23 protein-coding genes are annotated in these 21,119 nt (G+C 68.2%); 14 read left to right on the top strand and 9 right to left on the bottom strand.

What is annotated here, in order from left to right:
- Nucleotides 1-10 precede the first annotated feature (10 nt).
- Together ACK3BB_RS04645 and ACK3BB_RS04640 are read right to left on the bottom strand one after the other, a co-directional pair.
- Entirely contained in the window at nt 11-2,107 is a 2,097-nt protein-coding gene (locus ACK3BB_RS04645) for an FAD-dependent oxidoreductase (RefSeq protein WP_428927566.1), read from the bottom strand.
- A gap of 211 nt (nt 2,108-2,318) precedes the next feature.
- Complete coding sequence (locus ACK3BB_RS04640) at nt 2,319-3,506, bottom strand: glycosyltransferase family 61 protein (RefSeq protein WP_428927565.1); 1,188 nt, start codon at nt 3,504-3,506, stop codon at nt 2,319-2,321.
- 693 nt (nt 3,507-4,199) lie between these two features.
- Here ACK3BB_RS04640 and ACK3BB_RS04635 point away from each other — a divergent pair.
- From ACK3BB_RS04635 to ACK3BB_RS04575, 13 genes are all read left to right on the top strand, one after another.
- Complete coding sequence (locus ACK3BB_RS04635) at nt 4,200-5,045, top strand: urease accessory protein UreD (protein WP_428927564.1); 846 nt, start codon at nt 4,200-4,202, stop codon at nt 5,043-5,045.
- 1 nt (nt 5,046) lies between these two features.
- Nucleotides 5,047-5,349, top strand: a complete 303-nt coding sequence (locus ACK3BB_RS04630) for an urease subunit gamma (RefSeq protein ID WP_428927563.1) — start codon at nt 5,047-5,049, stop codon at nt 5,347-5,349.
- 18 nt (nt 5,350-5,367) lie between these two features.
- Complete coding sequence (locus ACK3BB_RS04625; RefSeq protein ID WP_428927562.1) at nt 5,368-5,538, top strand: hypothetical protein; 171 nt, start codon at nt 5,368-5,370, stop codon at nt 5,536-5,538.
- Nucleotides 5,535-5,843: an urease subunit beta gene (locus ACK3BB_RS04620; RefSeq protein ID WP_428927561.1), complete on the top strand. Its 309-nt coding sequence runs from the start codon at nt 5,535-5,537 to the stop codon at nt 5,841-5,843. The genes ACK3BB_RS04625 and ACK3BB_RS04620 overlap by 4 nt, the downstream gene beginning before the upstream one ends.
- A gap of 118 nt (nt 5,844-5,961) precedes the next feature.
- A complete protein-coding gene (locus tag ACK3BB_RS04615; protein WP_428927560.1) occupies nt 5,962-6,771 on the top strand; it encodes a cyclase family protein in 810 nt (269 codons plus the stop codon).
- Entirely contained in the window at nt 6,771-7,166 is a 396-nt protein-coding gene (locus ACK3BB_RS04610) for a carboxymuconolactone decarboxylase family protein (protein WP_428927559.1), read from the top strand. Before ACK3BB_RS04615 ends, ACK3BB_RS04610 begins: the two co-directional genes overlap by 1 nt.
- Nucleotides 7,159-7,500 (top strand): lysozyme inhibitor LprI family protein, encoded by a 342-nt coding sequence (locus ACK3BB_RS04605; protein ID WP_428927558.1) that lies wholly within the window; start codon nt 7,159-7,161, stop codon nt 7,498-7,500. The genes ACK3BB_RS04610 and ACK3BB_RS04605 overlap by 8 nt, the downstream gene beginning before the upstream one ends.
- 79 nt (nt 7,501-7,579) lie before the next feature.
- Nucleotides 7,580-9,289, top strand: a complete 1,710-nt coding sequence (ureC, locus tag ACK3BB_RS04600; RefSeq protein ID WP_428927557.1) for an urease subunit alpha — start codon at nt 7,580-7,582, stop codon at nt 9,287-9,289.
- Nucleotides 9,290-9,423: 134 nt separating this feature from the next.
- On the top strand, nt 9,424-9,645 hold the full coding sequence (locus ACK3BB_RS04595; RefSeq protein WP_428927556.1) for a DUF1127 domain-containing protein: 222 nt from the start codon (nt 9,424-9,426) through the stop codon (nt 9,643-9,645).
- A gap of 19 nt (nt 9,646-9,664) precedes the next feature.
- Nucleotides 9,665-10,120, top strand: coding sequence for an urease accessory protein UreE (locus tag ACK3BB_RS04590; RefSeq protein ID WP_428927555.1), 456 nt, complete (start codon nt 9,665-9,667; stop codon nt 10,118-10,120).
- Nucleotides 10,110-10,799, top strand: a complete 690-nt coding sequence (locus ACK3BB_RS04585) for an urease accessory protein UreF (RefSeq protein WP_428927554.1) — start codon at nt 10,110-10,112, stop codon at nt 10,797-10,799. The genes ACK3BB_RS04590 and ACK3BB_RS04585 overlap by 11 nt, the downstream gene beginning before the upstream one ends.
- Nucleotides 10,796-11,428 carry an urease accessory protein UreG gene (gene ureG / locus ACK3BB_RS04580; RefSeq protein ID WP_428927553.1) on the top strand — a complete coding sequence of 211 codons (633 nt, stop codon included), beginning with the start codon at nt 10,796-10,798 and terminating at the stop codon, nt 11,426-11,428. Before ACK3BB_RS04585 ends, ureG begins: the two co-directional genes overlap by 4 nt.
- Nucleotides 11,425-13,161 (top strand): alpha-amylase family glycosyl hydrolase, encoded by a 1,737-nt coding sequence (locus tag ACK3BB_RS04575; protein ID WP_428927552.1) that lies wholly within the window; start codon nt 11,425-11,427, stop codon nt 13,159-13,161. Before ureG ends, ACK3BB_RS04575 begins: the two co-directional genes overlap by 4 nt.
- A 92-nt stretch (nt 13,162-13,253) precedes the next feature.
- Here ACK3BB_RS04575 and ACK3BB_RS04570 read toward each other — a convergent pair whose 3' ends face one another.
- Both ACK3BB_RS04570 and ACK3BB_RS04565 read right to left on the bottom strand, forming a co-directional pair.
- Nucleotides 13,254-14,492 (bottom strand): glycosyl transferase, encoded by a 1,239-nt coding sequence (locus tag ACK3BB_RS04570; RefSeq protein ID WP_428927551.1) that lies wholly within the window; start codon nt 14,490-14,492, stop codon nt 13,254-13,256.
- On the bottom strand, nt 14,485-15,309 hold the full coding sequence (locus ACK3BB_RS04565) for an HAD-IIB family hydrolase (RefSeq protein WP_428927550.1): 825 nt from the start codon (nt 15,307-15,309) through the stop codon (nt 14,485-14,487). The genes ACK3BB_RS04570 and ACK3BB_RS04565 overlap by 8 nt, the downstream gene beginning before the upstream one ends.
- A 162-nt stretch (nt 15,310-15,471) precedes the next feature.
- Between ACK3BB_RS04565 and ACK3BB_RS04560 the strand changes: the two genes are divergently transcribed.
- On the top strand, nt 15,472-16,395 hold the full coding sequence (locus tag ACK3BB_RS04560) for a CehA/McbA family metallohydrolase (protein ID WP_428927549.1): 924 nt from the start codon (nt 15,472-15,474) through the stop codon (nt 16,393-16,395).
- A gap of 88 nt (nt 16,396-16,483) precedes the next feature.
- On the opposite strand, the gene ACK3BB_RS04555 is transcribed toward ACK3BB_RS04560, so the two are convergent.
- From ACK3BB_RS04555 to ACK3BB_RS04535, 5 genes are all read right to left on the bottom strand, one after another.
- Nucleotides 16,484-17,638, bottom strand: a complete 1,155-nt coding sequence (locus ACK3BB_RS04555; RefSeq protein ID WP_428927548.1) for an alpha-D-ribose 1-methylphosphonate 5-triphosphate diphosphatase — start codon at nt 17,636-17,638, stop codon at nt 16,484-16,486.
- A 211-nt stretch (nt 17,639-17,849) separates the two neighbouring features.
- The gene (locus ACK3BB_RS04550) at nt 17,850-18,305 is read right to left on the bottom strand and encodes a hypothetical protein (protein WP_428927547.1); all 456 of its coding nucleotides are present in this window, start codon (nt 18,303-18,305) and stop codon (nt 17,850-17,852) included.
- Nucleotides 18,295-19,539: an agmatinase family protein gene (locus ACK3BB_RS04545; protein ID WP_428927546.1), complete on the bottom strand. Its 1,245-nt coding sequence runs from the start codon at nt 19,537-19,539 to the stop codon at nt 18,295-18,297. The genes ACK3BB_RS04550 and ACK3BB_RS04545 overlap by 11 nt, the downstream gene beginning before the upstream one ends.
- Nucleotides 19,520-20,287 carry an ABC transporter ATP-binding protein gene (locus ACK3BB_RS04540; RefSeq protein WP_428927545.1) on the bottom strand — a complete coding sequence of 256 codons (768 nt, stop codon included), beginning with the start codon at nt 20,285-20,287 and terminating at the stop codon, nt 19,520-19,522. Before ACK3BB_RS04540 ends, ACK3BB_RS04545 begins: the two co-directional genes overlap by 20 nt.
- Nucleotides 20,284-21,096: an ABC transporter permease gene (locus ACK3BB_RS04535; protein ID WP_428927544.1), complete on the bottom strand. Its 813-nt coding sequence runs from the start codon at nt 21,094-21,096 to the stop codon at nt 20,284-20,286. The genes ACK3BB_RS04540 and ACK3BB_RS04535 overlap by 4 nt, the downstream gene beginning before the upstream one ends.
- Nucleotides 21,097-21,119: the final 23 nt, after the last annotated feature.

The raw sequence follows: 21,119 nt of genomic DNA, 5'->3' as shown, positions 1-21,119 counted from the left end.
GTGGCGGGGCTCAGCCCGCCGCCTCCTTGTTCAGATCCTCGAAGCTGCGCCCCTCGGCCACCAGCTGTTCCAGCAGCGGCGCGGGCTGCCAGAAATGGGCATCCTCGGCCGCCCATGCCCGGATATCGTCCAAAAGGCCCGGCAGGCCTTCCATGTCGGCCCATTTCAGCGGCCCGCCGCGATAGCGCGGGAAGCCGTAGCCGTAGAGCAGGGTGACATCGACATCCAAGGGCCGCCGCGCGATGCCCTCGCCCACGACCCGGGCGGCTTCGTTGACCATGGCCGCCATGTAGCGGCGCAGGATCTCGGCATCGGTGAAGTCGCGCGGGGTGATGCCCTGGGCGGCGCGGTCGGCCTCGATCAGGGGCATGACCTCGGGGTTGGGCACGCGGGCCTTGGGCCCGGCGACATAATCGTAATAGCCCTTGCCGGTCTTCTGGCCGAAATGCCCGGCCTCGCAGAGCGTGTCTGCATAGGAACTGTCACGGGCCTGCGGATGCAGCCCCTCGGCCCGCTTGCGCTTGCGCACGGCCCAGCCGATGTCCAGCCCGGCCAGGTCGGCCACGGCAAAGGGCCCCATGGCAAAGCCGAAGGATTCCAGTGCGGCGTCGATCTGGTAGGGCGAGGCGCCGTCCAGGATCATGTGATCGGCCGCCGTGCGGTAATGGCTGAGGATGCGGTTGCCGATGAACCCGTCGCAAACACCCGCCCGCACCGACACCTTGCCCATCTTCTTGCCCAGCGCGAACCCGGTGGCCAGCACGTCGGGCGCGGTCTTGTCGGCCACCACGATTTCCAGCAGCTTCATCACATGGGCCGGCGAGAAGAAATGCAGGCCCAGCACGTCGCCGGGCCGCGAGGTCGCGGCGGCGATTTCATCCACGTCCAGGTAGGACGTGTTCGAGGCCAGGACCGCGCCGGGCTTGGCCACGGCGTCGAGCTTGGCAAAGACCTCTTTCTTGACCGACATCTCTTCGAAAACGGCCTCGATGATCAGGTCGGCCTCGGCCAGGTCGTCATAGGATGTCGTCAGGGTCAGCGCCTGTTCGGTCAGCCGCTCAAAGCCCGCCTGGTCGATCTTGCCCCGTTTCAGCGCGCCCGACAGGTTGCCTGCGATGCGCCCCTTGGCCTTTTCGGCGGCCTCGGGGGACATTTCCAGCATGGTCACCGACAGCCCGGCCATCAGGGCCGACGTCGCGATGCCGCTGCCCATCGTGCCCCCGCCGATCACCGCGATGGCCGCGACCGGGCGCGGCTCGACCCCTTTCAGCTCGGGCAGCTTGCCCACCGCCCGCTCGGCAAAGAAGGCATGGATCATGCCCTGCCGCTGGTCGGTGTCCATCAGCTCGCGAAAGATCCGCCGTTCATTGGCCACGCCCTCGGCAAAGGGCAATTCGCACGCCCCCTGCACCGCACGCACGCACATCGCCGGCGAGATCTGGCCGCGCCCGCGTTTCAGCACGGCCTCATAGGTCGCATCCCAGTCGATCGGCGCGGGCGCGGGCAGTTCCGACACCGCCCGGCGCGGGGCGCCTTCGTCGATCAGCTGGCGGGCATAGGCCAGCCCGTTGACCCCCGGCGCGCCATCCTCGATGCGGTCGATCAGGCCAAGGTCCAGCGCCTCCTGGGCGCCGACCTGCCGGCCCGTGGTCATCACGTCCAGCGCCTTGTCGACACCGATCAGGCGCGGCAGCCGTTGCGTGCCCGTGGCCCCGGGGATCAGGCCCAGGTGCACTTCGGGCAGGCCCATCCGTGCCGAGGGCACGGCGATGCGGTAATGGGTCGACAGCGCGATTTCCAGCCCGCCGCCCAGGGCCGTGCCGTGCATGGCCGACACCACGATCAGCGGCGAGGCTTCGATCCGGTTGCAGACATCGGGCAGGTGCGGTTCCTGCGGCGGCTTGCCGAATTCGCGGATATCGGCCCCGGCGAAATAGGTCGAACCGTCACCATGGATGACCACGGCCCGCGCCCCCTCGCGTTCGGCCCGCTCGATCCCGTCGATCAGCCCCTGGCGCACGGCATGGCCCAGGGCGTTCACCGGCGGGTTCTGGGCCTTGAGAATGGCGATATCGCCCTGCAAGTCGTAAGCGATGGCGTCAGGCATGGTCCTGTCCTCCCCTCCTGCGGGCGGCCTGCGCCCTGATCCCGTTGCGGCCCGCCCTCCCAAGCGGCCGCCCGGCCCGGCTGACTCGTGTCGCGCCGGCCCGGCCCAAGGATATACCTAGCCGGACGGTTCCGCGATGCAAAACGGAATTTCGCAAAATCGGCAAGGGACGGCGCGTCAGACCGCCCCCAGGGTCCGCGCGCCGGCCGGTTCAGGCCGCGTCGCTGGCCCCATCCTCGCCGTCACCCGCCTCTGCCGCATCGCGCCGTTTCTGCCAGCGCTTGAGGTGCCAGCCCTGCCCGGTCGAGGCCAGCGCGGCCTGCACCTCGTCTTCGCTGAGGTTGGTCCAGGCCGCAGCATTGCCGATCAGCCCGGCCGCTTCCAGCTGGCGCCCCACGGCGGCCAGGTCCAGCTCGCCCAGGGCATGGCGCTTGTTGGCCTTGCGCCCGTCGGGGAACCAGGACCGGCGCAGCGCATCGACCAGCAGCGGGTCGGCGCCGGTAAAGCTGGACACGTGGCGGATCAGCAGCTCGACGGCCGAGGATTGACGGCGCGCCACGATGGCCAGCCTCTGGCCGGCGGGCCGGGCCATGGCCAGCAGGTGCAGCGCCGACCCATCCGTCGCCACGACCTGCCGCGCCGCCCGGTAGCGCGCGACCTGGGTTTCCATCGAATGGGCCTGGGGGTGAAAGATCTCGTAGCCCTCTTCGGCCAGCCGTTCCTCCATGCGCGTTTCGCCCAGGATGCTGCCCTTGGCAAAGCCCAGGGCCGAGCGGCTGACATACAGCCTCTCGGGCCCGTCCGGCGCGACGTCGCGGGCAAAGCGGTCGGCGAACTGGGCGCGAACCTTGTCCGTCCCGGCCGAGATCTCGCCCAGCCCAAAGCCCTGCCCCGGCACGACCAACTGTTCCACCCGCATCGGCCCGGTGGCCACGCGGATCGGCACGTCGACGCCCATCAGCCGGAAGAAATCGGCCTGGTAGCCGGTGATCTTCTCACCGTTGCGCGGCCGCTTGGGCATGAACAGAACGCCGTCCAGCGGCCCGTCGACCAGGCCGGCAAGGTGGTCCAACGCCCAGAGCCGGGCCGTGCTTTCCGCCAGGAAATGCCCGAAATGCGCCCAGAGCACCCCGCCCCACAGCCAGCGCCCGGGCAGGTCGGCCACCGGCCCGGTCACCGGGTCGGGCTCCAGCGTCAGCGGGCGAAACCGCCGCCACAGGGCGCCTTCGGGGCAATAGCGGCCATCGGCGGCCAGGATGCCGGCCTGTTGCTGAAAGCCCGAGACCTGGGGCGGCACGACCAGCGCGCCATCCAGCCGGGCCAGGCTGTCCGACCAGCCGCCCAGCGGGCTGGGCTGGTCCAGCGCGGTGAGGCCGGCGGCGGCGGGCGCGCCGGTCATGCCCCACCTGCGCGGCAGGGGCGGGAAACGGGCAGTCGGTCGGGCATGTCGCTTTCTCCACGCGGCAAGGGGGCGCCATGGCCCCGTCGGCTGTGGCGCCCATCCTGCGAAATGGCCCGCGATATGGCAAGCCGCGCCCCGTGCCCGGCCGGGCCATCGCACCATGCCGCCCACCCCGCGCCGGCCCTGGTCCCGGGCCAACTTCGGCCCGCCCCGCATCGACGCGGCTCCGCCTTGCGGTGACATGATCGCCTCTGCACGGTTTCGCCCAACCTCAGGCCGCCTCCCTACCCAATGTTAAAGACCCCTGTGGCGGCCTGGCCCAACCCCGGCACTGTCCCGCCCCCGGCCAAGTCCTGCCCCCAGGTCAACATCGCCCCGCCCGATATCGGCGCGGCCCCGGCCCATGGCGACCTGGTCCGCCCCCCGGCCCGCCCCCAGGGCCGCCGCTGACCTCCCACGCGCCACCGCTGCCCCGCAGTGTCGCGACACGGCCCTGCCCGGCCCCGACATTGCCCCGCCCCGCGCCCCTGCCGGCCCGGCCTTGACCCGAATTCGCGAACCGCCCAGAATTCGGGCAGCTTTGCCATTTTCGCCACGAATACAGCCATCCGCCCGGGATCGCCCCCCGGTTGACCTTGTCGCCCGGCCAGCCCCTGCGCAATCTGGCCTCCGAACGTTCCAGGAGCCCCCATGACCGCCAGCCTCGCCGTGCCGCTGACCCGCGCCAAGCAGCCGCGCGCCCGGGGTCAGGTGCGCCTGTCGTCCAAGGCCATGGCCCGGGGCTCTGCCATGGCCAGCGTGCTGGACGACCTGCGCCAGCAAGGCTCGCTCAAGGCCCTGTTTCCCCGCTCCCGGGGTAATGCCCTGGATGCCGTGCTGCTGAACACCGGCGGCGGCGTGACCGGCGGCGACCGCTTCGACATCTCCGCCACGGCCGGGGCCGACACCCATCTCGTGCTGACCACCCAGGCCGCCGAACGGGCCTATCGCGCCCAGCCCGACGAGACCGGGCGCATCCGCAACCGGCTGACCGTCCAGCCCGGGGCCCGGCTCGACTGGCTGCCCCAGGAAACCATCCTGTTCGACGGCGCGGCCATCGATCGCCGCCTGGCCGTCGACCTGCATGGCGACGCCCGGCTGCTGCTGGTCGAACCGCTGGTCTTCGGCCGCCATGCCATGGGCGAGACCCTGCGCCACGGCCGGCTGGCCGACCGGATCGACATCCGCCGCGACGGCGCCCTGCTGTTTGCCGACCGCACCGCCCTGCAGGGCGACATCACCGCCCACCTGGCCCGCCCGGCCGTGGCCGACGGCGCCGGGGCCATGGCCACGGTGCTCTATGCCGCGCCCGATGCCGAGCGGTTCCTTGCCGTCGCCCGCGAGACCCTCCCGCCGGAGGGAGGGGTGAGCCTGATCCGCGAAGGTCTGCTCTTTGCCCGGCTGCTCGCCCGCGACGGTTTCACCCTGCGGCAGCACCTGTTACCGCTGATCGCATGCCTTTCGACGACCCCATTGCCCCGGACCTGGACCATCTGACATGCAACTGACCCCCCGCGAAAAAGACAAGCTCCTGGTCGCCATGGCCGCCGAGGTCGCCCGCAAGCGCCTGGCCCGGGGCGTCAAGCTGAACCACCCCGAGGCCATCGCCCTGATCACCGACGCCGTGGTCGAAGGCGCCCGCGACGGCCGGTCGGTCGCCGATCTGATGCAGGCCGGGGCCCGGGTGATCACCCGCGACCAATGCATGGACGGCATCCCCGAGATGATCCACGAAGTGCAGGTCGAAGCGACCTTTCCCGATGGCACCAAGCTGGTGACCGTCCACAACCCGATCCGCTGACAGAAGGACACGACCCCGATGAAACGTCTCGCCGCCCTGGCCATGGCCACCCTGACCCTGCCGGCCGCCGCTTCGGCCCATTCCGCCGACCTGCCCCATGTCCATCCCGACGATCCGACCCTGCTGATGGGCCTGGCCGCCATCGCCATCCTGGCCGTCATCGCCATCATCGTGAAGCGCAACACATGATCCCCGGCGAGGTCATCCCGGCCGATGGCGAGATCACGCTGAACGCGGATCGCACGGCCCTGACCCTGATGGTCGCCAATACCGGCGACCGCCCGGTCCAGGTCGGCTCGCATTACCATTTCGCCGAAACCAACCCGGCGCTGGAGTTCGACCGCGAGACCGCCCGGGGCATGCGCCTGGACATCGCTGCCGGCACCGCCGTGCGGTTCGAACCGGGCCAGGCCCGCGAAGTCAGCCTGATCCCGATCTCGGGCGCCCGCCGGATCTTCGGCTTCAACCAGAAGGTCATGGGCCCGCTCGACTAAGCCGGGCCCGCCGCCACGTCACGACACCAAAGACCCAGACCCGCCGTCATCTCATCCAGCCGACCCGCCGGCAGACCGGCAAGTGTTCATCGTCATCGTTCCAGGGGGAGTATCCGAAATGTGCCATGTTTGCGTGATGGAAAGTGTGAAGAGCCGGATGCTGTCGCGCCGCGACCTGTTCCGCGGGGCCGCGGCCACCGGGATCGTCGGCCTGGCCGCCGGCGCCGCGCGGCCGGCCCTGGCCCAGGCCACGGGCAAGGTCGTCGACCTGACCCATACCTTCACCCCCGATTTCCCGACCTTCTCGGGCGAGCCGGGGATCTCGATGGAAAAGACCGTCAAGTTCGACGAATCCGGCTACCAGCTGTTCCGCGTCACCTATGACGAACATTCCGGCACCCATATCGACGCGCCGCTGCATTTCTCCGAAGACGGCCTGTCCGTCGACGAACTGCCCCCCGAGACCCTGGTCTGCCCGCTGTGCATCATCGACATCTCGGCCCGGGCCGCCGAAGAGCCCAACACCATGCTGTCGCCCGAGGATATCGAAGCCTTTGTCTCGGCCCATGGCGACATTCCGGCCGGAGCGCTGGTGGCGATGTATTCGGGCTGGGCCGAGAAGGCCGGTGATGCCTCGTTCCGCAACGATGCCGACGGCAATTTCGCCTTTCCAGGGTTTTCCAAGCCGGCCACCGACATGCTGGCCGAGATGGGCGTCGCGGCCATCGGCGTCGACACCCTGTCGCTCGATCCCGGCTCGTCGGCCGATTTCGCCGTGCATTACGGCTGGCTGCCCTCGGGGCGCTACGGCATCGAATGCCTGGCCGGGCTGGCCGACCTGCCGGCCACGGGAGCCACGGTCTTTGTCGGCGCGCCCAAGCATGGCGGCGGCACCGGCGGGCCGGCCCGGGTCATGGCGGTGCTCTGATGGGCACCGTCCCGCTGCTGAGCGACGACGACCTGTCGCCCGAGGCCCGCGCCGTCTTCGACGAGATCCGCGCGACCCGGCAGACCGATTACGTCAACAATTTCTGGCGCGCCCTGGCCCATGATCCGGCCCTGCTGCGCGCGACCTGGGACCGGCTCAAGGTGGTGATGGCGCCCGGGGCGCTGGATCCGCTGGTCAAGGAAATGCTCTATGTCGCCGTTTCGGCCGCCAATGGCTGCAGCTATTGCGTGCATTCCCACACCGCCTCGGCCCGGGCCAAGGGCATGTCGGACGAGATGTACGGCGAATTGCTGGCCGTGGTCGGCATGGCGGCCCAGACCAATGCCGTGGTCACGGCGCTTCAGGTCGAGGTGGACGATGCGTTTGTTGCCTAGCCTCGCGTTCCTGCTGCTGCCCGTGGCGGCGCAAGCGGCCTGCCCGGGCAACACCCAGGTCGAGATGAACGCATGCGCCGAAGCCGATTTCAAGGCCGCCGATGCCGAGCTGAACGCGGCCTGGAAACCTGCCAAGGCGTTTTACGACGGCACCGGCCACGGCGAGGACCTGCTGAAGGCGCAACGCGCCTGGATCGCCTTTCGCGACGCCAATTGCTGGGCCGAGGCCGCGCCTTACACGACAGGATCCATCCAGCCACTGGTGTTCTCCAGCTGCATGGCCCGGCTGACCCGCCAGCGGACCAAAGACCTCATCCAGATGACGGGGTACTGACCGATGCCCTGCCCCGCCCCTTTCCCGCATATGCGCGCCCGCTGACGCGCCCCTCACTCCAAGCCGAGGACACACCCAGATGCCCGCAACCATATCCCGCGCCGATTACGCCGCCATGTTCGGCCCCACCACCGGGGACAAGGTGCGGCTGGCCGATACCGACCTGATCATCGAGGTCGAGCGCGACCTGACGACCTATGGCGAAGAGGTCAAGTTCGGCGGCGGCAAGGTCATCCGCGACGGCATGGGCCAATCCCAGGCCACCCGGGCCGAAGGCGCGGTGGACACCGTCATCACCAATGCCCTGATCGTCGACCATTCCGGCATCTACAAGGCCGATATCGGCCTGAAGGATGGGCGCATTGCCAAGATCGGCAAGGCCGGCAACCCCGACACCCAGCCCGGCGTCGACATCATCGTCGGCCCCGGCACCGAGGTCATCGCCGGCGAAGGCCGGATCGTCACCGCCGGGGCCTTTGACAGCCATATCCACTTCATCTGCCCGCAACAGATCGAGGACGCCCTGCATTCGGGCGTGACGACGATGCTGGGCGGCGGCACCGGCCCGGCCCATGGCACGCTGGCCACGACCTGCACGCCCGGGCCCTGGCACCTGACGCGCATGCTGCAGGCGCTGGATGCCTTCCCGATGAACTTCGGCCTGGCCGGCAAGGGCAACGCCAGCCAGCCCGCCGCGCTGGTCGAAATGATCAACGCCGGGGCCTGTTCGCTGAAGCTGCACGAAGACTGGGGCACCACGCCCGGGGCGATCGACTGCTGTCTGTCGGTCGCCGACGACATGGATGTGCAGGTCATGATCCATACCGACACGCTCAACGAATCGGGGTTCGTCGAAAACACCGTGGCCGCGATGAAAGGCCGGACGATCCATGCCTTCCACACCGAAGGCGCCGGCGGCGGCCATGCCCCCGACATCATCAAGATCTGCGGCGAATCGCATGTTCTGCCCTCGTCGACCAACCCGACTCGGCCCTTCACGGTGAACACGCTCGAAGAGCACCTGGACATGCTCATGGTCTGCCACCACCTCGACAAGTCGATCCCCGAGGACGTGGCCTTTGCCGAAAGCCGCATCCGGCGCGAGACCATCGCGGCCGAAGACATCCTGCACGACATGGGCGCCTTTTCGATCATCGCGTCCGACAGCCAGGCCATGGGCCGGGTCGGCGAGGTGGCCATCCGCACCTGGCAAACCGCCGACAAGATGAAGAAACAGCGCGGGCGCCTGGCCGAGGAAACCGGCGACAACGACAATTTCCGCGTCCGCCGCTATGTCGCCAAGATCACCATCAACCCGGCCCTGGCCCATGGCATGAGCCACGAGATCGGCTCGATCGAGGAAGGCAAGCGCGCCGACATCGTGCTGTGGTCGCCGGCCTTTTTCGGCGTGAAACCGGAAATGGTGCTGGTCGGCGGCACCATCGCCTGCGCCCAGATGGGCGATCCCAATGCCTCGATTCCCACGCCCCAGCCGGTCTATTCGCGGCCGATGTTCGGCGCCTATGGCCGGTCGGTCGAAAACTCGGCCGTGCTCTTCGTGTCCGAGGCCGCCCAGGCCGCCGGGCTGCGCGGCCAGATCGGGCTGGCGAAACAGACGGCGGCGGTGAAAGGCTGCCGGACAGTGGGCAAGGCCGACCTCAAGCTCAACGATGCCATGCCCCATGTCGAAGTGAACCCCGAGACCTACGAAGTGCGCGCCGACGGCGAATTGCTGACCTGCGAACCGGCCAGCGAACTGCCGATGGCCCAGCGTTACTTCCTGTTCTGAGATGAAAATGAAGATGATCAGCCAAGAGTTGCATGAGGCGCGTAGCGGCTATTCGGACATGCACCTACCGCATGCTGCAGCTGCAGCATATACCTGTGTCCAAGAGGGGAGCACCCTAAGAGGCAAAGGTTACAATGGCATACGCAACGCACACCACCGCACCCGCAACCGCACTTTCCGCAGTGCAGCACTTCTTCGCATCGATCGGCAACGCCCTGGTCGCCGTGGCCGAGGCCAACCCGCGCATGAAGAAGGTGCACGCCCTGCAGCGCATGACCGACGCCGAGCTGGCCGAGCGTGGCATCAAGCGCGAGGACATCGTGCGGGTCGTCTTCCACGACGTGCTCTACATGTGATGACGTCAGGGGGCGCCGCATGAGCGCCCCCCTGATCCGCGCCACCCAGGTGCGCGACCATGGACATGGCCCCGCTGCCGGCCGTGTTGCCCTGGATTACGAAGGCCGCTTCCTGCGCCGCAAGGTGCTGCAACTGGCCGATGATGGCGGCGCCATCCTGGTCGACCTGGCCAAGACCACGTCGCTGGACCACGGATCGGTGCTGTTGCTCGAAGACGGGCGCGAGATCGCCGTCGAGGCCGCGCCGGAAACCCTGCTGGAAATCACCGCGCCCGACCTGACGCGCATCGCCTGGCACGTGGGCAACCGCCACACGCCCTGCCAGATCGAGCCCGGGCGCCTGCTGATCCAGCCCGACCATGTCATCGCCGAGATGCTGGACCTGCTGGGTGCGACCACCCGCGAGGTGACCGAGCCCTTTACCCCCGAAGGCGGGGCCTATGGGCACGGCCGGACCCATTCCCATGCCCATTGACGAATCCGGCGGGTCACAGCCCGAGGCCGGGCCGGCCGGAGCCGACCTGGCCCTGCTGACGCTGGCCCAGTGGCTGTCGCCGGCCTATCCCGTGGGGGCCTTTGCCTATTCGCACGGCCTCGAATCGGCCGTGGCCGAGGGCGCCGTACGCGATGCGGACGGGTTCGGCCGCTGGCTGGACGACGTGCTGCTCTTTGGCGGCGGGCGCAATGATGCCATCCTGCTGGTCGCGGCCTATGCCGCCGCGCCCGATGCCCTGGCGGGCATCGATGCGCTGGCCCGGGCGCTGGCCCCGTCGGCCGAACGGGCAATGGAAACCGAGCTGCAGGGCGCGGCCTTTGCCGCGACCACATCGGCCATCTGGGGCGGCGCCGACGCGCCGCTGGCCTATCCGGTGGCCGTGGGTGCCGCAGCGGCGGCCCAGGGCCTGCCGCTGGAAAAGACCCTTCAATTCTATCTGCATGGCTTCGCCTCGAACCTGACCGCCGCGGCCACGCGGCTGGTGCCGCTGGGCCAGACCGAGGCCCAGGCCGTTCTGGCCGCCCGGGGCCCCGCCCTTGCAGACCTGTCCGCTTTGGCGCTATCCCTGACCCCAGACGACCTCGGGTCATCGGCCTTCATGGCGGATATCGCGTCGATGCGGCACGAGACCCAATATTCCAGGATGTTTCGCTCATGACCTCATCCAACGGCCCGCTGCGCGTGGGCATCGGCGGCCCGGTGGGCGCCGGCAAGACCACGTTGACCGCCGCGCTGTGCCGCGCGATGCGCGACGATTATTCCGTCGCGGCCATCACCAATGACATCTACACCCAGGAAGACGCCGAGGCGCTGATGCGCATGCAGGCCCTGCCGCTCGACCGGATCATGGGTGTCGAGACCGGCGGCTGCCCGCACACGGCCATCCGCGAGGATGCCTCGATCAACCTGGCCGCCATCGCAAAGATGAACGACCGGTTTCCCGATCTGGACGTGGTGTTCATCGAATCGGGCGGCGACAACCTGTCGGCGACGTTTTCGCCGGAACTGGCCGACGTGACGCTTTATGTCATCGATGTCGCCGCGGGCGAGGAAATCCCGCGCAAGGGCGGCCCGGCCATCACCAAGTCCGACCTGCTGATCATCAACAAGACCGACCTGGCCCCCCATGTCGGGGCCTCGCTGGAGGTCATGGACCGCGATGCCACGCGCATGCGCGCCGGGCGGCCCTTTGTCTTCTGCGCCCTGAAATCGGGCCAGGGCCTGCAGGCCGTCATCGACCACATCGCCGCCATCGGCGGCCTGAGCAAAGCCGAGCCCGTGTCGTGAAGGATCCTTTCGGTCAACGCCTGAGCGATCTGGTCCGCCAGATCTATCCCGACCTCGATGCCGACATCATCGGCAGCCAGATCGTCGATGCCTTCTGGCCCGACGACCGCCATCGCCGCAAACGCGGGCGCAAGCCCGGCAACGGCTTTTGGTCCGAAGGCGACACGCTGGTCATCACCTATGGCAATTCCATTGTCGACGGGGCGCACAAGCCCCTGGACCTGCTGCGCGATTTCCTCGACCGCAACCTCAAGGGCGTGACCAACGGCGTGCATATCCTGCCGTTCTTCCCGTTCACCTCGGATGACGGTTTTGCCGTGTCGGATTACCGGGCGGTCAACCCGATCCTGGGCGACTGGTCGGACATCCAGCGCATCGGCGGCGAGTTCAAGCTGATGTCGGACCTGGTCCTGAACCACGTGTCCAGCCAGTCGGCCTGGTTCCACGATTACCTGCAGGGCCACGCGCCCTATGACCGGTTCTTCTTTGAAGCCACGCCCGAGGACGACCTGGGCGACGTCGTGCGCCCGCGCACCAGCCCGCTGCTGCGCGAGGTCGAAACGGCCCAGGGCACGAAACATGTCTGGTGCACCTTCAGCCACGACCAGGTCGATGTCGATTTCCGCAATCCCGAGGTGCTGCTGGAATTCCTGCGCATCATGCGGATGCATGTCGACAACGGCGTGCGGATCATCCGGCTGGATGCCGTGGCCTTTGTCTGGAAGGAAGTGGGCACCAATTGCATCCACCTGCCCCAGACCCATGCCATCGTGCGCCTGATGCGCCTGCTGTGCGATTATGCCTATGAACCGGTCATCCTGCTGACCGAAACCAACGTGCCCAGCCTGGAAAACCTGTCCTATTTCGGGAACCGGAACGAAGCGCACGTGGTCTACAACTTCTCGCTGCCGCCGCTGCTGCTGCATGCCATGCTGTCGGGCACGGCGCGTTACCTCGTGCGCTGGCAGGCCGCGATGCCCCCGGCCCAGCTGGGCTGTGCCTATCTCAACTTCTCGGCCAGCCATGACGGCGTGGGCATGCGCCCGGCCGAAGGCATCCTGCCCGAAGACCAGAAGGACGCCATGATCGGGGCCGTGCGGCGCTATGGCGGCGAGGTCTCGATGCGGGCGCTCGGCGGCGGGCGCGAAAGCCCCTACGAGCTGAACATCACCTTCTTCGAAGCGCTCAAGGGCACGCTGAAGGGCGAGGACGGCTGGCATGTCGAGCGCTTCGTGGCCTCGCAGACCATCGTCATGGCGCTCGAAGGCATCCCGGCTTTCTACATCCATGCCCTGCTGGCCACGCCGAACGACCACGACAAGGTGGCCAAGACGGGGATGAAACGGGCGATCAACCGCCACCACTGGGATTACCCGACCCTGCGCGCCCTGCTGAAGGATCCCGAAAGCCATACCTCGCAGGTGCTGACGGCGCTCAAGGAGCGCATCCGCCTGCGTGGCAAGCAGCCGGCCTTCCACCCCAACGCGACCCAGTTCACCCTGCAGATCGACGACCGGATCTTTGGCGTCTGGCGCCAGAGCCTGGACCGCGACCAGTCGATCTTTGCCCTGCACAATGTCAGCGACGAAGAAGTCGAGCTGGACCCGGCGGTGCTGAACCTGATCGAGGGCGATACCTGGACGGACCTGATTTCGGGCGAGACCATCGCCGGGGCGGAATACCCGATCGAATTCGCGCCCTACCAGTGCCGCTGGATCTCGAACCGCAGCTGATCCCCTGACCGGACGGCCGGGCCCGCGCGGTCCGAGAATATGCGCCGCATATTCTCGTGCCCCCGGCCCGTGCCGCGCGGGGTCCGGCCGGTTCAGCCCGGCCGCCGCCCGCCCGTGACCTCGTCGTGATCGGCGGCCACGGCCATCAGCATGTCGCGCATCAGGTCGGGATCGGCCGCATGCACCCGGCTCCATGTCGCGATGAAGGGCGTTTCCGACGGATGGGTCAGGAAGGTATCGCCGGCACGCATGATGTTCTCGGCAAACAGCTCGATCGTCTGTTCTTCCTTGTGCCGGTCGATGCTCAGCCCGTTCATCGCCGCATCGTTGTAATAGCTTTCCAGCAGGTCCAGCGCGCTCCGGTAATAGGTCGCCTTGAGCGTGCGGAACACGTTGGGCGTGAACACCGTGCCATCGGCGGCCAGCTTGCGGAAGATCGCCTTGCAGATATCGGTCGACATCCGGTTCAGCCCGGCCGCCGCATCCTCGGGGCTCAGTTCCTGGTGCTTGTGGTCATAGGCATCCGAGATCTCGACCTGGCAGACCGATTTCTTGGCCAGGTTGCGCCAGGCCTCGGACAGAACGCCGATTTCCAGCCCCCAGTCCGACGGGATGCGCAGGTCGGGCAGGACGGTCGTGCGCATGGCAAATTCGCCCGACAGCGGATAGCGGAAGCTGCGCAGGTAATCGATGTAATCGCGCGTGCCGATGACCTTCTGCAGGGCGATCAGCAGCGGGCTGACCAGCAGCCGCGTGACCCGCCCGTTCAGCTTGCCCCCGCCGATCCGGGGATAGAATCCCTTGCTCAGCTGGTAGGGAAAGTTGGGATTGGTCACCGGGTAGACCAGCCGGGCCAGCATGTCGCGGTGATAGGTGACGATGTCGCAATCGTGGATCGCCATGACCGCGCTGTCCTGGCAGGCCATCAGGTAGCCCATGCAGGTCCAGACGTTCTTGCCCTTGCCCGGTTCGGCCGGGTTCAGGCCCATGGCCTCCAGCCGGGCCATGATGGCCTTTTGCCGGGGGCTGTCGTTCCAGATCACCACGTGATCCTGCGGCAGCCGCGAAAAGTACTCCAGCGCATGGCGGTACTGGTCGCGGTTGGCCCGGTCCAGGCCGATGATGATCCGGTGCAGGTAGGGCACCTGGGCCAGCTCGTCGACGATATTGGCCAGGGCATCGGCTTCCAGCTCGGAATAGAGCGACGGCAGGATCAACGAAATCCGGCGCGTCCGCGCAAAATTCGTCAGCTCGTGGGTCATGGCCTCGGAACTGGCCGCGCGCAGGTTGTGAAGCGTGGCAATATTGCCGTTCTGGTGAAAGTCAGCCACGGGCGGCTCCTTGCGTTGCGATCCCTAGATCGGAGAGTAGGCCAGCCAGCTCGGCCGACCAACCATGCGGGCCGGGCTGGCGGCTGCGGCGTATCCGCCCGCCCCGGCCCTCGCCCCCGGTTTCGCCCGCCAGCGGCGGCAGCGGCGTGCCATGTGCGTTGGCGATGACGATGCCGTAATCGGCGGTTTCCAGCATTTCGCGGTCATTGGGCGCATCGCCCAGGGCAATCGTCACCGGCCGGCCATATTGCCCGGCAATCTCGTCCATCCGGTCGGCCTTGGTCCCTCCGAAGCTGAGCGTCAGGAACCGCCCGCCCCGCCGACCGGTGATGCCCCGTTCGGCCAGCCCCGCCAGGAACCGGTCCTGGCCAGCCGCGTCGCCATGCCAGAGCCCGGGTTCGGAAAAGGCCCGCAGCGCGGCGGCGGCCGCCGCGTCGGGTGCCAGGCCGGTGATCTCGGCAATGCGCCCCGGGCCCATGTCCCCGAACCCTTCGAAACTGCCGCGCAACGCCCGGGGCAACGCGTCCAGCCCCGCGCGCAGGCGCTCATAGGCATCCCGGTCGGCCGCCGCCGGCCCAGGCCCGGCGGCAATCACCCCGGCCCCGTTCTCGCAGATCAGCGGCGCGCCCTGCAGGCCCATCTCGCGGCGCAGGGGCACCATCTCGGCCCCGGTCTTGGAACTGGCCAGCACCACGGGGATCCCCGCGGCCGTCAACCGGCCCAGCAGGGGCGCGGCAGGCGACCAGTCATAGCTGTCATGGTCCAGCAGGGTGCCGTCGAGATCGGTGAAGACCAGTGCGGGAGGGTTGCGGGTCACGGGCGGGCCGGGATTGGAATGCTGCACATGCACAACAGCTTAGCGACCAGATTGCCGTCGGGAAAGCCATCGCGCATGCCCCGGGGTCACATTCCGCTTGTCATCACCGCGTCACCCGGGCACGCCACAGATGGATCCTGGCCAGCAAGGAGAGACACCCCGATGACCGATGCCATGTTCGCCGCCCCCGGCCAGTTCTGGAGAGGCAACCTGCACACCCATTCCAACCGGTCCGACGGCGTGCTGACCCCGGAAGAAGTCTGCCGGCGCTATGCCGCCGAGGGCTATGACTTCCTGTCGCTGACCGACCATTTCGTCGGTGCCTTCGATTACCCGATCACCGATACCCGGGCCTTCCGCACCAACCGCTTCACCACCATCCCCGGCGCCGAGCTGCATTCCGGCGCGATGCAGAACGGCGAGCTCTGGCACATCCTGGCCGTCGGCCTGCCCGATGATTTCGCCCCGTCCAACACCCCGTCCTTCCTGCCCGTGCCCGACCAGGAAACCGGCCCCGAGATTGCCGCCCGTGCCCGGGCCGCCGGGGCCTTCGTGGCCATCGCCCACCCGGAATGGTCGGGCCTGACGATGGACGACGCCCGCTCGATCGAGGCCGCCCATGCCGTCGAGGTCTACAACCACGGCTGCGCCACGGGCTGCGACCGGCCGCACGGGTTCTACACGCTGGACCAGCTGCTGACCGAAGGCCGGCGCCTGACGCTCTGTGCCACCGATGACGCGCATTTCTCGGAACCCGACCATTTCGGCGGCTGGGTCATGGTCAAGGCCCAGGAAAACGACCCCGACGCCCTGGTCGACGCCCTGAAGGCCGGCCACCATTATTCGACCCAGGGCCCGGCCTTTCACAACGTGGTCTGGGAAGACGGCCAGGTCATCGTCGAAAGCTCGGCCGTGGCCACGGTCATCGTCCAGGGCAAGGGCTCGGCCGCGGTGGCCGTGCATGGCGACAGCATGACCCGCACGGCCGTGCCCCTGGGCCGCTGCGCCGGCTCGCCCTTCCTGCGCGTCACGCTGATCGACCGCGCCGGCAAGCGCGCCTGGACCAACCCGGTCTTCCCCGGCTGAGACCCCGGCCCGGGGCGGCACACCGACCGCCCCCCCGGGCCGGACCCACAAAATTCTGGAATTTTGTCGGCCCTGCCCCGGGTCCGGTTCAGAACACCCGCCGCCCTTCGCGCCAGACCGCCCCGACATGGCCATGGCCCTCGGCACGCCGCACGCGCACCATGTCGGCCCTCAACCCCTCGGCAATCTCGCCCCGGTCGTCCAGCCCGACAATCCGCGCCGGCCGCCGCGACACCATGGCAATCGCTTCGGGCAGGCTCAGCCCCAGTTCCGCATCCTCGGCCATGGCAAAGGACGCGCTCAGCAGGCTGCCCGGCACGTAATCCGAGGCCAGCACGTCGACCAGCCCGTGATCCAGCAGCTCGCGCACGGCCACGTTGCCCGATTGCGATCCGCCCCTGACATAGTTCGGCGCGCCCATCAGCACGGCCTGGCCGACCTCGCGGGCCCGCCGGGCGGCCTCCAGCGTCGTCGGGAATTCCGATACCATCACGCCCTCGGCCAGCGCCTCGTCCACATGGGCCACGGTCCGGTCGTCATGGCTCATGACCGGGATGTCGCGCGCCCTTGCCTCGGCGATCACCGCCTGGCGCACCCCGGGACCGACCCGCCCCGACCGTTCGATCAGCGCCTCGGTCAATGCCCGGCTTTCCTGCACCGAGATCTTCATGTCCCGTGCGCTTTCCTGAACCCAGGCATCGACATCAAGGCATTGCCGGTCGCCCGGCGTGTGATCCATCACCGACACCAGCCGCACCGACGGCTGGCCGATGACCTGGCGCACCAGCGCCTCGGTCTCGGGGTCGCAGATCTCGCAGCGCAGATGCACAAGGTGCTCGGCCCGGTACTGGCCCCCGGCCCGCCCGCGCTCCAGCGCCTCCATCAGCGGCGCCAGCAGGGCCCGCCGGGCCTCGCCGCCCATGGCCGCCCCCACGCACAGGCTGTCGAACACCGTGGTCACCCCGCCGGCCACGACCACCCCGTCATGGGCCGCCAGCGACGGCGCCGGGGCCCAGACCACGCCGTTGCGCGGAAAGACATGGGTCTCGACATGGTCGGTATGCAGGTCGACCAGCCCGGGGATCAGGTAATCGCCGCCCATCGGCAGGCCCGGCGCGTCCGGCGCGCCGATGGCCACGATCCGGCCCTCGGCCACGGTCACGGATCCATGGATCACGTCGTCGCCGGTGACGATGCGCGCATCGGTCAGGCGGTATTCAGGAGCATCGGTCGCGTCGAACATGTCTCGTGCCTCGGCAGGGTTTCGCGATCCGGCCTCTGACACAGCCGCGCGCCCTTGACCAGCGGCCCGGCCACCTTGTCACAAAACCTCCACAGAACGCGTCCCGGCCGGGCCTTCGCGCCGCGCCTGCTGCTTCTTTCTCTTTCCAAATATCCGGCCGCCCCCCAGCCACCGGGCGCCCCTTCCAAGAAAGAGGCGCCCGATCTTCACCTCATCCCGCGTCGCGCCCGTGCCGCCCGGCCAGGAAGGCCCGCAGGTCCATCACCTGCTTGCGGCTCAGCGACACGTAGACAAAGCCCATGTTGGTCCGCTCGGTCACCATCGGCCCCGGATAGGGCAGATAGCTCAGCTCGGCCGACCCGAAGGACGGCGAGGCCGTGCCCACCTGCCATTCCGTCGTCAGCTGCACGTCGACCAGCTTCAGCGGCGCCCCCCCGGCATCGTCGGGGATCTCGCGCGGCACCCCGGCCAGCTGCAAATAGACCGACTTGTCCGCCGCCGTGCGGAACCCGTCGATGAACTGCGTGGCCAGGACCTGGATATCCTCGGCCTCGTCATGCTGGTGCATGTGCGAATGCAGGTGGTCGGGCCCGTGGGCGTGGTTGTGGTCATGCGGATGGGGATGGTGGTGGTGATCGTGATGATCGGGCCCGTGATCATGTGGCATTCGACCACCTCCGACCCTCGAACTCACCCGCCGGAATGCTGACCGGCTTGTCGATGTGCTTCTTGTGGCTGCCCAGCGTGCCCGCCGACACCATCGCGCCCAGCACGTCGACGATCACCCGCGTGCCCATCAGCGCCGTGATGTCGGACGTGTCATAGGGCGGCGAGACCTCGACCAGCTCCATCCCGCAGAGCCCCTCGGCCGCCACCATCGACGCCATCTTCAGCGCCTCGCGTGGCAGGAACCCGCCCGGCTCGGGCCAGCCGGTACCCGGCACGAAACCGCAATCGATACTGTCGATATCGAAGGACATATAGACCATGTCGACCCCGTCCCAGGCCATTTCCAGCGCCATCTCGGCGGTCTTCTCGACGCCCATCTTCTCCATGTCCGACATGGTGATGATGTTGGTCTCGCGCTCGCGGGCGACCTTGACCGCCTCGCGCGGGACCTGCCAGCCGCCGATGCCCACCTGCACCAGGTTCTTGGCCGGCACGTTGGGCATGTTGGTCGCATGGAACCAGGGCGTCGTGTGCATGCGCTCGTCCAGGTCCTTTTCCTGGATGTCCGCATGGCGGTCGAAATGCACGATGCCGATCTTCTTGGACGTGCATTCGGCGATGCCCCGCACGCAGGGGAAGCCGATGGAATGGTCGCCCCCGATCATGATCGGCAGCGAGCCCGAGGAACAGACATGGCTGACCGCCCGGGTGATCTGGTCAAACGACTTTTCGAGGTTGGCCGGGATGGTGAACACGTCACCCGCATCACACAGCGTCATCTGCTCGCGCAGGTCGACGGCCGTTTCGTAATTGTAGGGCGTATACAGCGCCGAGATCTTGCGCACGCCCTGCGGCCCGAACCGCGTGCCGGGCCGATAGGTCGTGCCGCCGTCAAACGGGATGCCCAGCACGGTGGCATCGTAATGCTTCACCTCCGACACGTCCTCGGCATAGGGCGCCTTGAGAAAGGTGTTGATCCCCGCGTAATGGGGCAGCTCGCCCCGGGCGAAGGTCGGGATCGACTTGTCCTCGATCGAATCCGCGCCGGTCAGGCCCATCTTGAGCGCCCAGCGGCGCTCCTCGTCCCACCGGCCCTCGGGCAGGTCGGCCTCGGCCTTCATCGATTTCCAGCCCTGCAGCTTGGACAGGTCCGGGTGGTGGTGCCGGGCCTCGCGGTGGCGCAGGTCGGCCGGGTGGTGCGATCGGGATCGGTCAGAGCGTATGGCGAACATGGGTGGCCTCTTCTAGTCGTTGAAAGGGAATGCCCCCGTCGCGGGCATCGAAATCATAGGTGATCGTAGCCCCGTGCAGGTTGGGGTCCTGGGGGTCCCAGCGGGTCTTGTCGAAGACGATCACCCGGTCACCCAGCTTGAACCCCTCTTCGAGGTCGTGGGTCACCATGAAGACGGTCATCGGCGCCTCGCGCCGCAGCTCGGTCAGGAAGTCATGCATCGACAGCCGCGTGCCCGGGTCGAGCGCGCCGAAGGGTTCGTCGAGCAGCAGCACCCGCGGCCGGGCGGTCAGGGCCTGGGCAATGGCCAGCCTCTGCTGCATGCCGCCCGACAGCGCCGCCGGGTAGGCATCGGCCACATGGCCCAGCCCGACCCGTTCCAGCGTGGCCTCGGCCCGTTTCTCGGCGGCGCGTTTCTCGGCCCCCCAGTAGCGGCCCCAGCGGCGCGACAGGCTTTCGCCGGCGACGATGTTCTGTTTCACGCTCATGTGCGGAAAGACCGAGTAGCGCTGAAAGACCACGCCGCGTTCCGGCCCGGGTTCGACCGCCGGCGGGTTGCCGGCTACGCGGATCTCGCCCCGGCTGGGCTGTTCCTCGGCCAGCAGCAGGCGCAGGAAGGTGGATTTGCCGCAACCCGAGGCGCCGACGATGGAGACGAATTCGCCCTCGGCCACGTCCAGGTTGACCCGCTCCAGGATCGGCCGGCTGCCGTAGCTCTGGAAGACATTGCGCACGGTGACAAAGCTCATAGCGCGTCTCCGGCCCAGGGGAACGCCCGGCGCGAGATCCAGCGCAGCAGGCTGTCGAGCAGGAAGGCCAGCAGGGTGATCCAGAGCACGTAGGTCAGGATGACATCCATGGCCAGGTAGCGGCGCACCAGGAAGATGCGATAGCCCAGGCCCAGGTCCGAGGCGATGGCCTCGGCGGCGATCAGGAACAGCCAGGCCGGGCCGAGCGCCAGGCGCAGGGCCTGGCAGAGCCTGGGCAACAGCTGCGGCAGGGCCACGCGCAGGGCGATCACCCCGGTCGAGGCGCCCAGGGTCTGGGCCTTGACGATCTGTTCATGGGGGATCTCGACGGTGCGGCTGGCCAGGTCACGCACGAGGAAGGGCGTGATGCCGATGTAGATCAGCATGATCTTGGACAGCTCGCCCAGGCCGAAGACGATGAACAGGATCGGCAGCAGGGCCAGCGGCGGCACCATCGAGGCAAAGGCCACGAAGCCGTTCAGCGTGGTCCGGGCATAGGGGATCAGGCCGATCAGCAGGCCAAAGACCAGCCCGGTCAGGGCGGCCAGGCCGACGCCGATGGCCAGCCTTTGCAGCGACATGGCCGTGTCGTGCCAGAACAGGATGCGCCCCGACCGCCGGTCGCCTTCGGTCATCAGCCGCTCGGCGGTGGCGACGATCGTGGCCGGCGACGGCAGGATCTTGTCCGCCGGGTTGGCGGCCAGGCGGATTTCCGAGGCGATGGCATAGGCCGCCAGCACCGCCAGGAACGGCAGGATGATCAGCAGCGGGCGGACGGCCCGCGAGGGGATGCGGTTGAGCAGGCGCATGGGTCAGCAGCGATGCAGGGGCC

The organism is Marinibacterium sp. SX1, from assembly GCF_050389775.1.
GTDB lineage: Bacteria > Pseudomonadota > Alphaproteobacteria > Rhodobacterales > Rhodobacteraceae > Marinibacterium.
Note: the sequence above shows the minus strand (reverse complement) of the source record. Positions and strands in the feature narration are given on the sequence as shown.

Coding starts and splice junctions, on each gene's coding strand:
- ACK3BB_RS04645 (WP_428927566.1), bottom strand. CDS start 2,107: ATGCCTGACGCCATCGCTTACGACTTGCAGGGCGATATCGCCATTCTC.
- ACK3BB_RS04640 (WP_428927565.1), bottom strand. CDS start 3,506: ATGACCGGCGCGCCCGCCGCCGCCGGCCTCACCGCGCTGGACCAGCCC.
- ACK3BB_RS04635 (WP_428927564.1), top strand. CDS start 4,200: ATGACCGCCAGCCTCGCCGTGCCGCTGACCCGCGCCAAGCAGCCGCGC.
- ACK3BB_RS04630 (WP_428927563.1), top strand. CDS start 5,047: ATGCAACTGACCCCCCGCGAAAAAGACAAGCTCCTGGTCGCCATGGCC.
- ACK3BB_RS04625 (WP_428927562.1), top strand. CDS start 5,368: ATGAAACGTCTCGCCGCCCTGGCCATGGCCACCCTGACCCTGCCGGCC.
- ACK3BB_RS04620 (WP_428927561.1), top strand. CDS start 5,535: ATGATCCCCGGCGAGGTCATCCCGGCCGATGGCGAGATCACGCTGAAC.
- ACK3BB_RS04615 (WP_428927560.1), top strand. CDS start 5,962: ATGTGCCATGTTTGCGTGATGGAAAGTGTGAAGAGCCGGATGCTGTCG.
- ACK3BB_RS04610 (WP_428927559.1), top strand. CDS start 6,771: ATGGGCACCGTCCCGCTGCTGAGCGACGACGACCTGTCGCCCGAGGCC.
- ureC (WP_428927557.1), top strand. CDS start 7,580: ATGCCCGCAACCATATCCCGCGCCGATTACGCCGCCATGTTCGGCCCC.
- ACK3BB_RS04595 (WP_428927556.1), top strand. CDS start 9,424: ATGGCATACGCAACGCACACCACCGCACCCGCAACCGCACTTTCCGCA.
- ACK3BB_RS04590 (WP_428927555.1), top strand. CDS start 9,665: ATGAGCGCCCCCCTGATCCGCGCCACCCAGGTGCGCGACCATGGACAT.
- ACK3BB_RS04585 (WP_428927554.1), top strand. CDS start 10,110: ATGCCCATTGACGAATCCGGCGGGTCACAGCCCGAGGCCGGGCCGGCC.
- ureG (WP_428927553.1), top strand. CDS start 10,796: ATGACCTCATCCAACGGCCCGCTGCGCGTGGGCATCGGCGGCCCGGTG.
- ACK3BB_RS04560 (WP_428927549.1), top strand. CDS start 15,472: ATGACCGATGCCATGTTCGCCGCCCCCGGCCAGTTCTGGAGAGGCAAC.
- ACK3BB_RS04555 (WP_428927548.1), bottom strand. CDS start 17,638: ATGTTCGACGCGACCGATGCTCCTGAATACCGCCTGACCGATGCGCGC.
- ACK3BB_RS04550 (WP_428927547.1), bottom strand. CDS start 18,305: ATGCCACATGATCACGGGCCCGATCATCACGATCACCACCACCATCCC.
- ACK3BB_RS04545 (WP_428927546.1), bottom strand. CDS start 19,539: ATGTTCGCCATACGCTCTGACCGATCCCGATCGCACCACCCGGCCGAC.
- ACK3BB_RS04540 (WP_428927545.1), bottom strand. CDS start 20,287: ATGAGCTTTGTCACCGTGCGCAATGTCTTCCAGAGCTACGGCAGCCGG.
- ACK3BB_RS04535 (WP_428927544.1), bottom strand. CDS start 21,096: ATGCGCCTGCTCAACCGCATCCCCTCGCGGGCCGTCCGCCCGCTGCTG.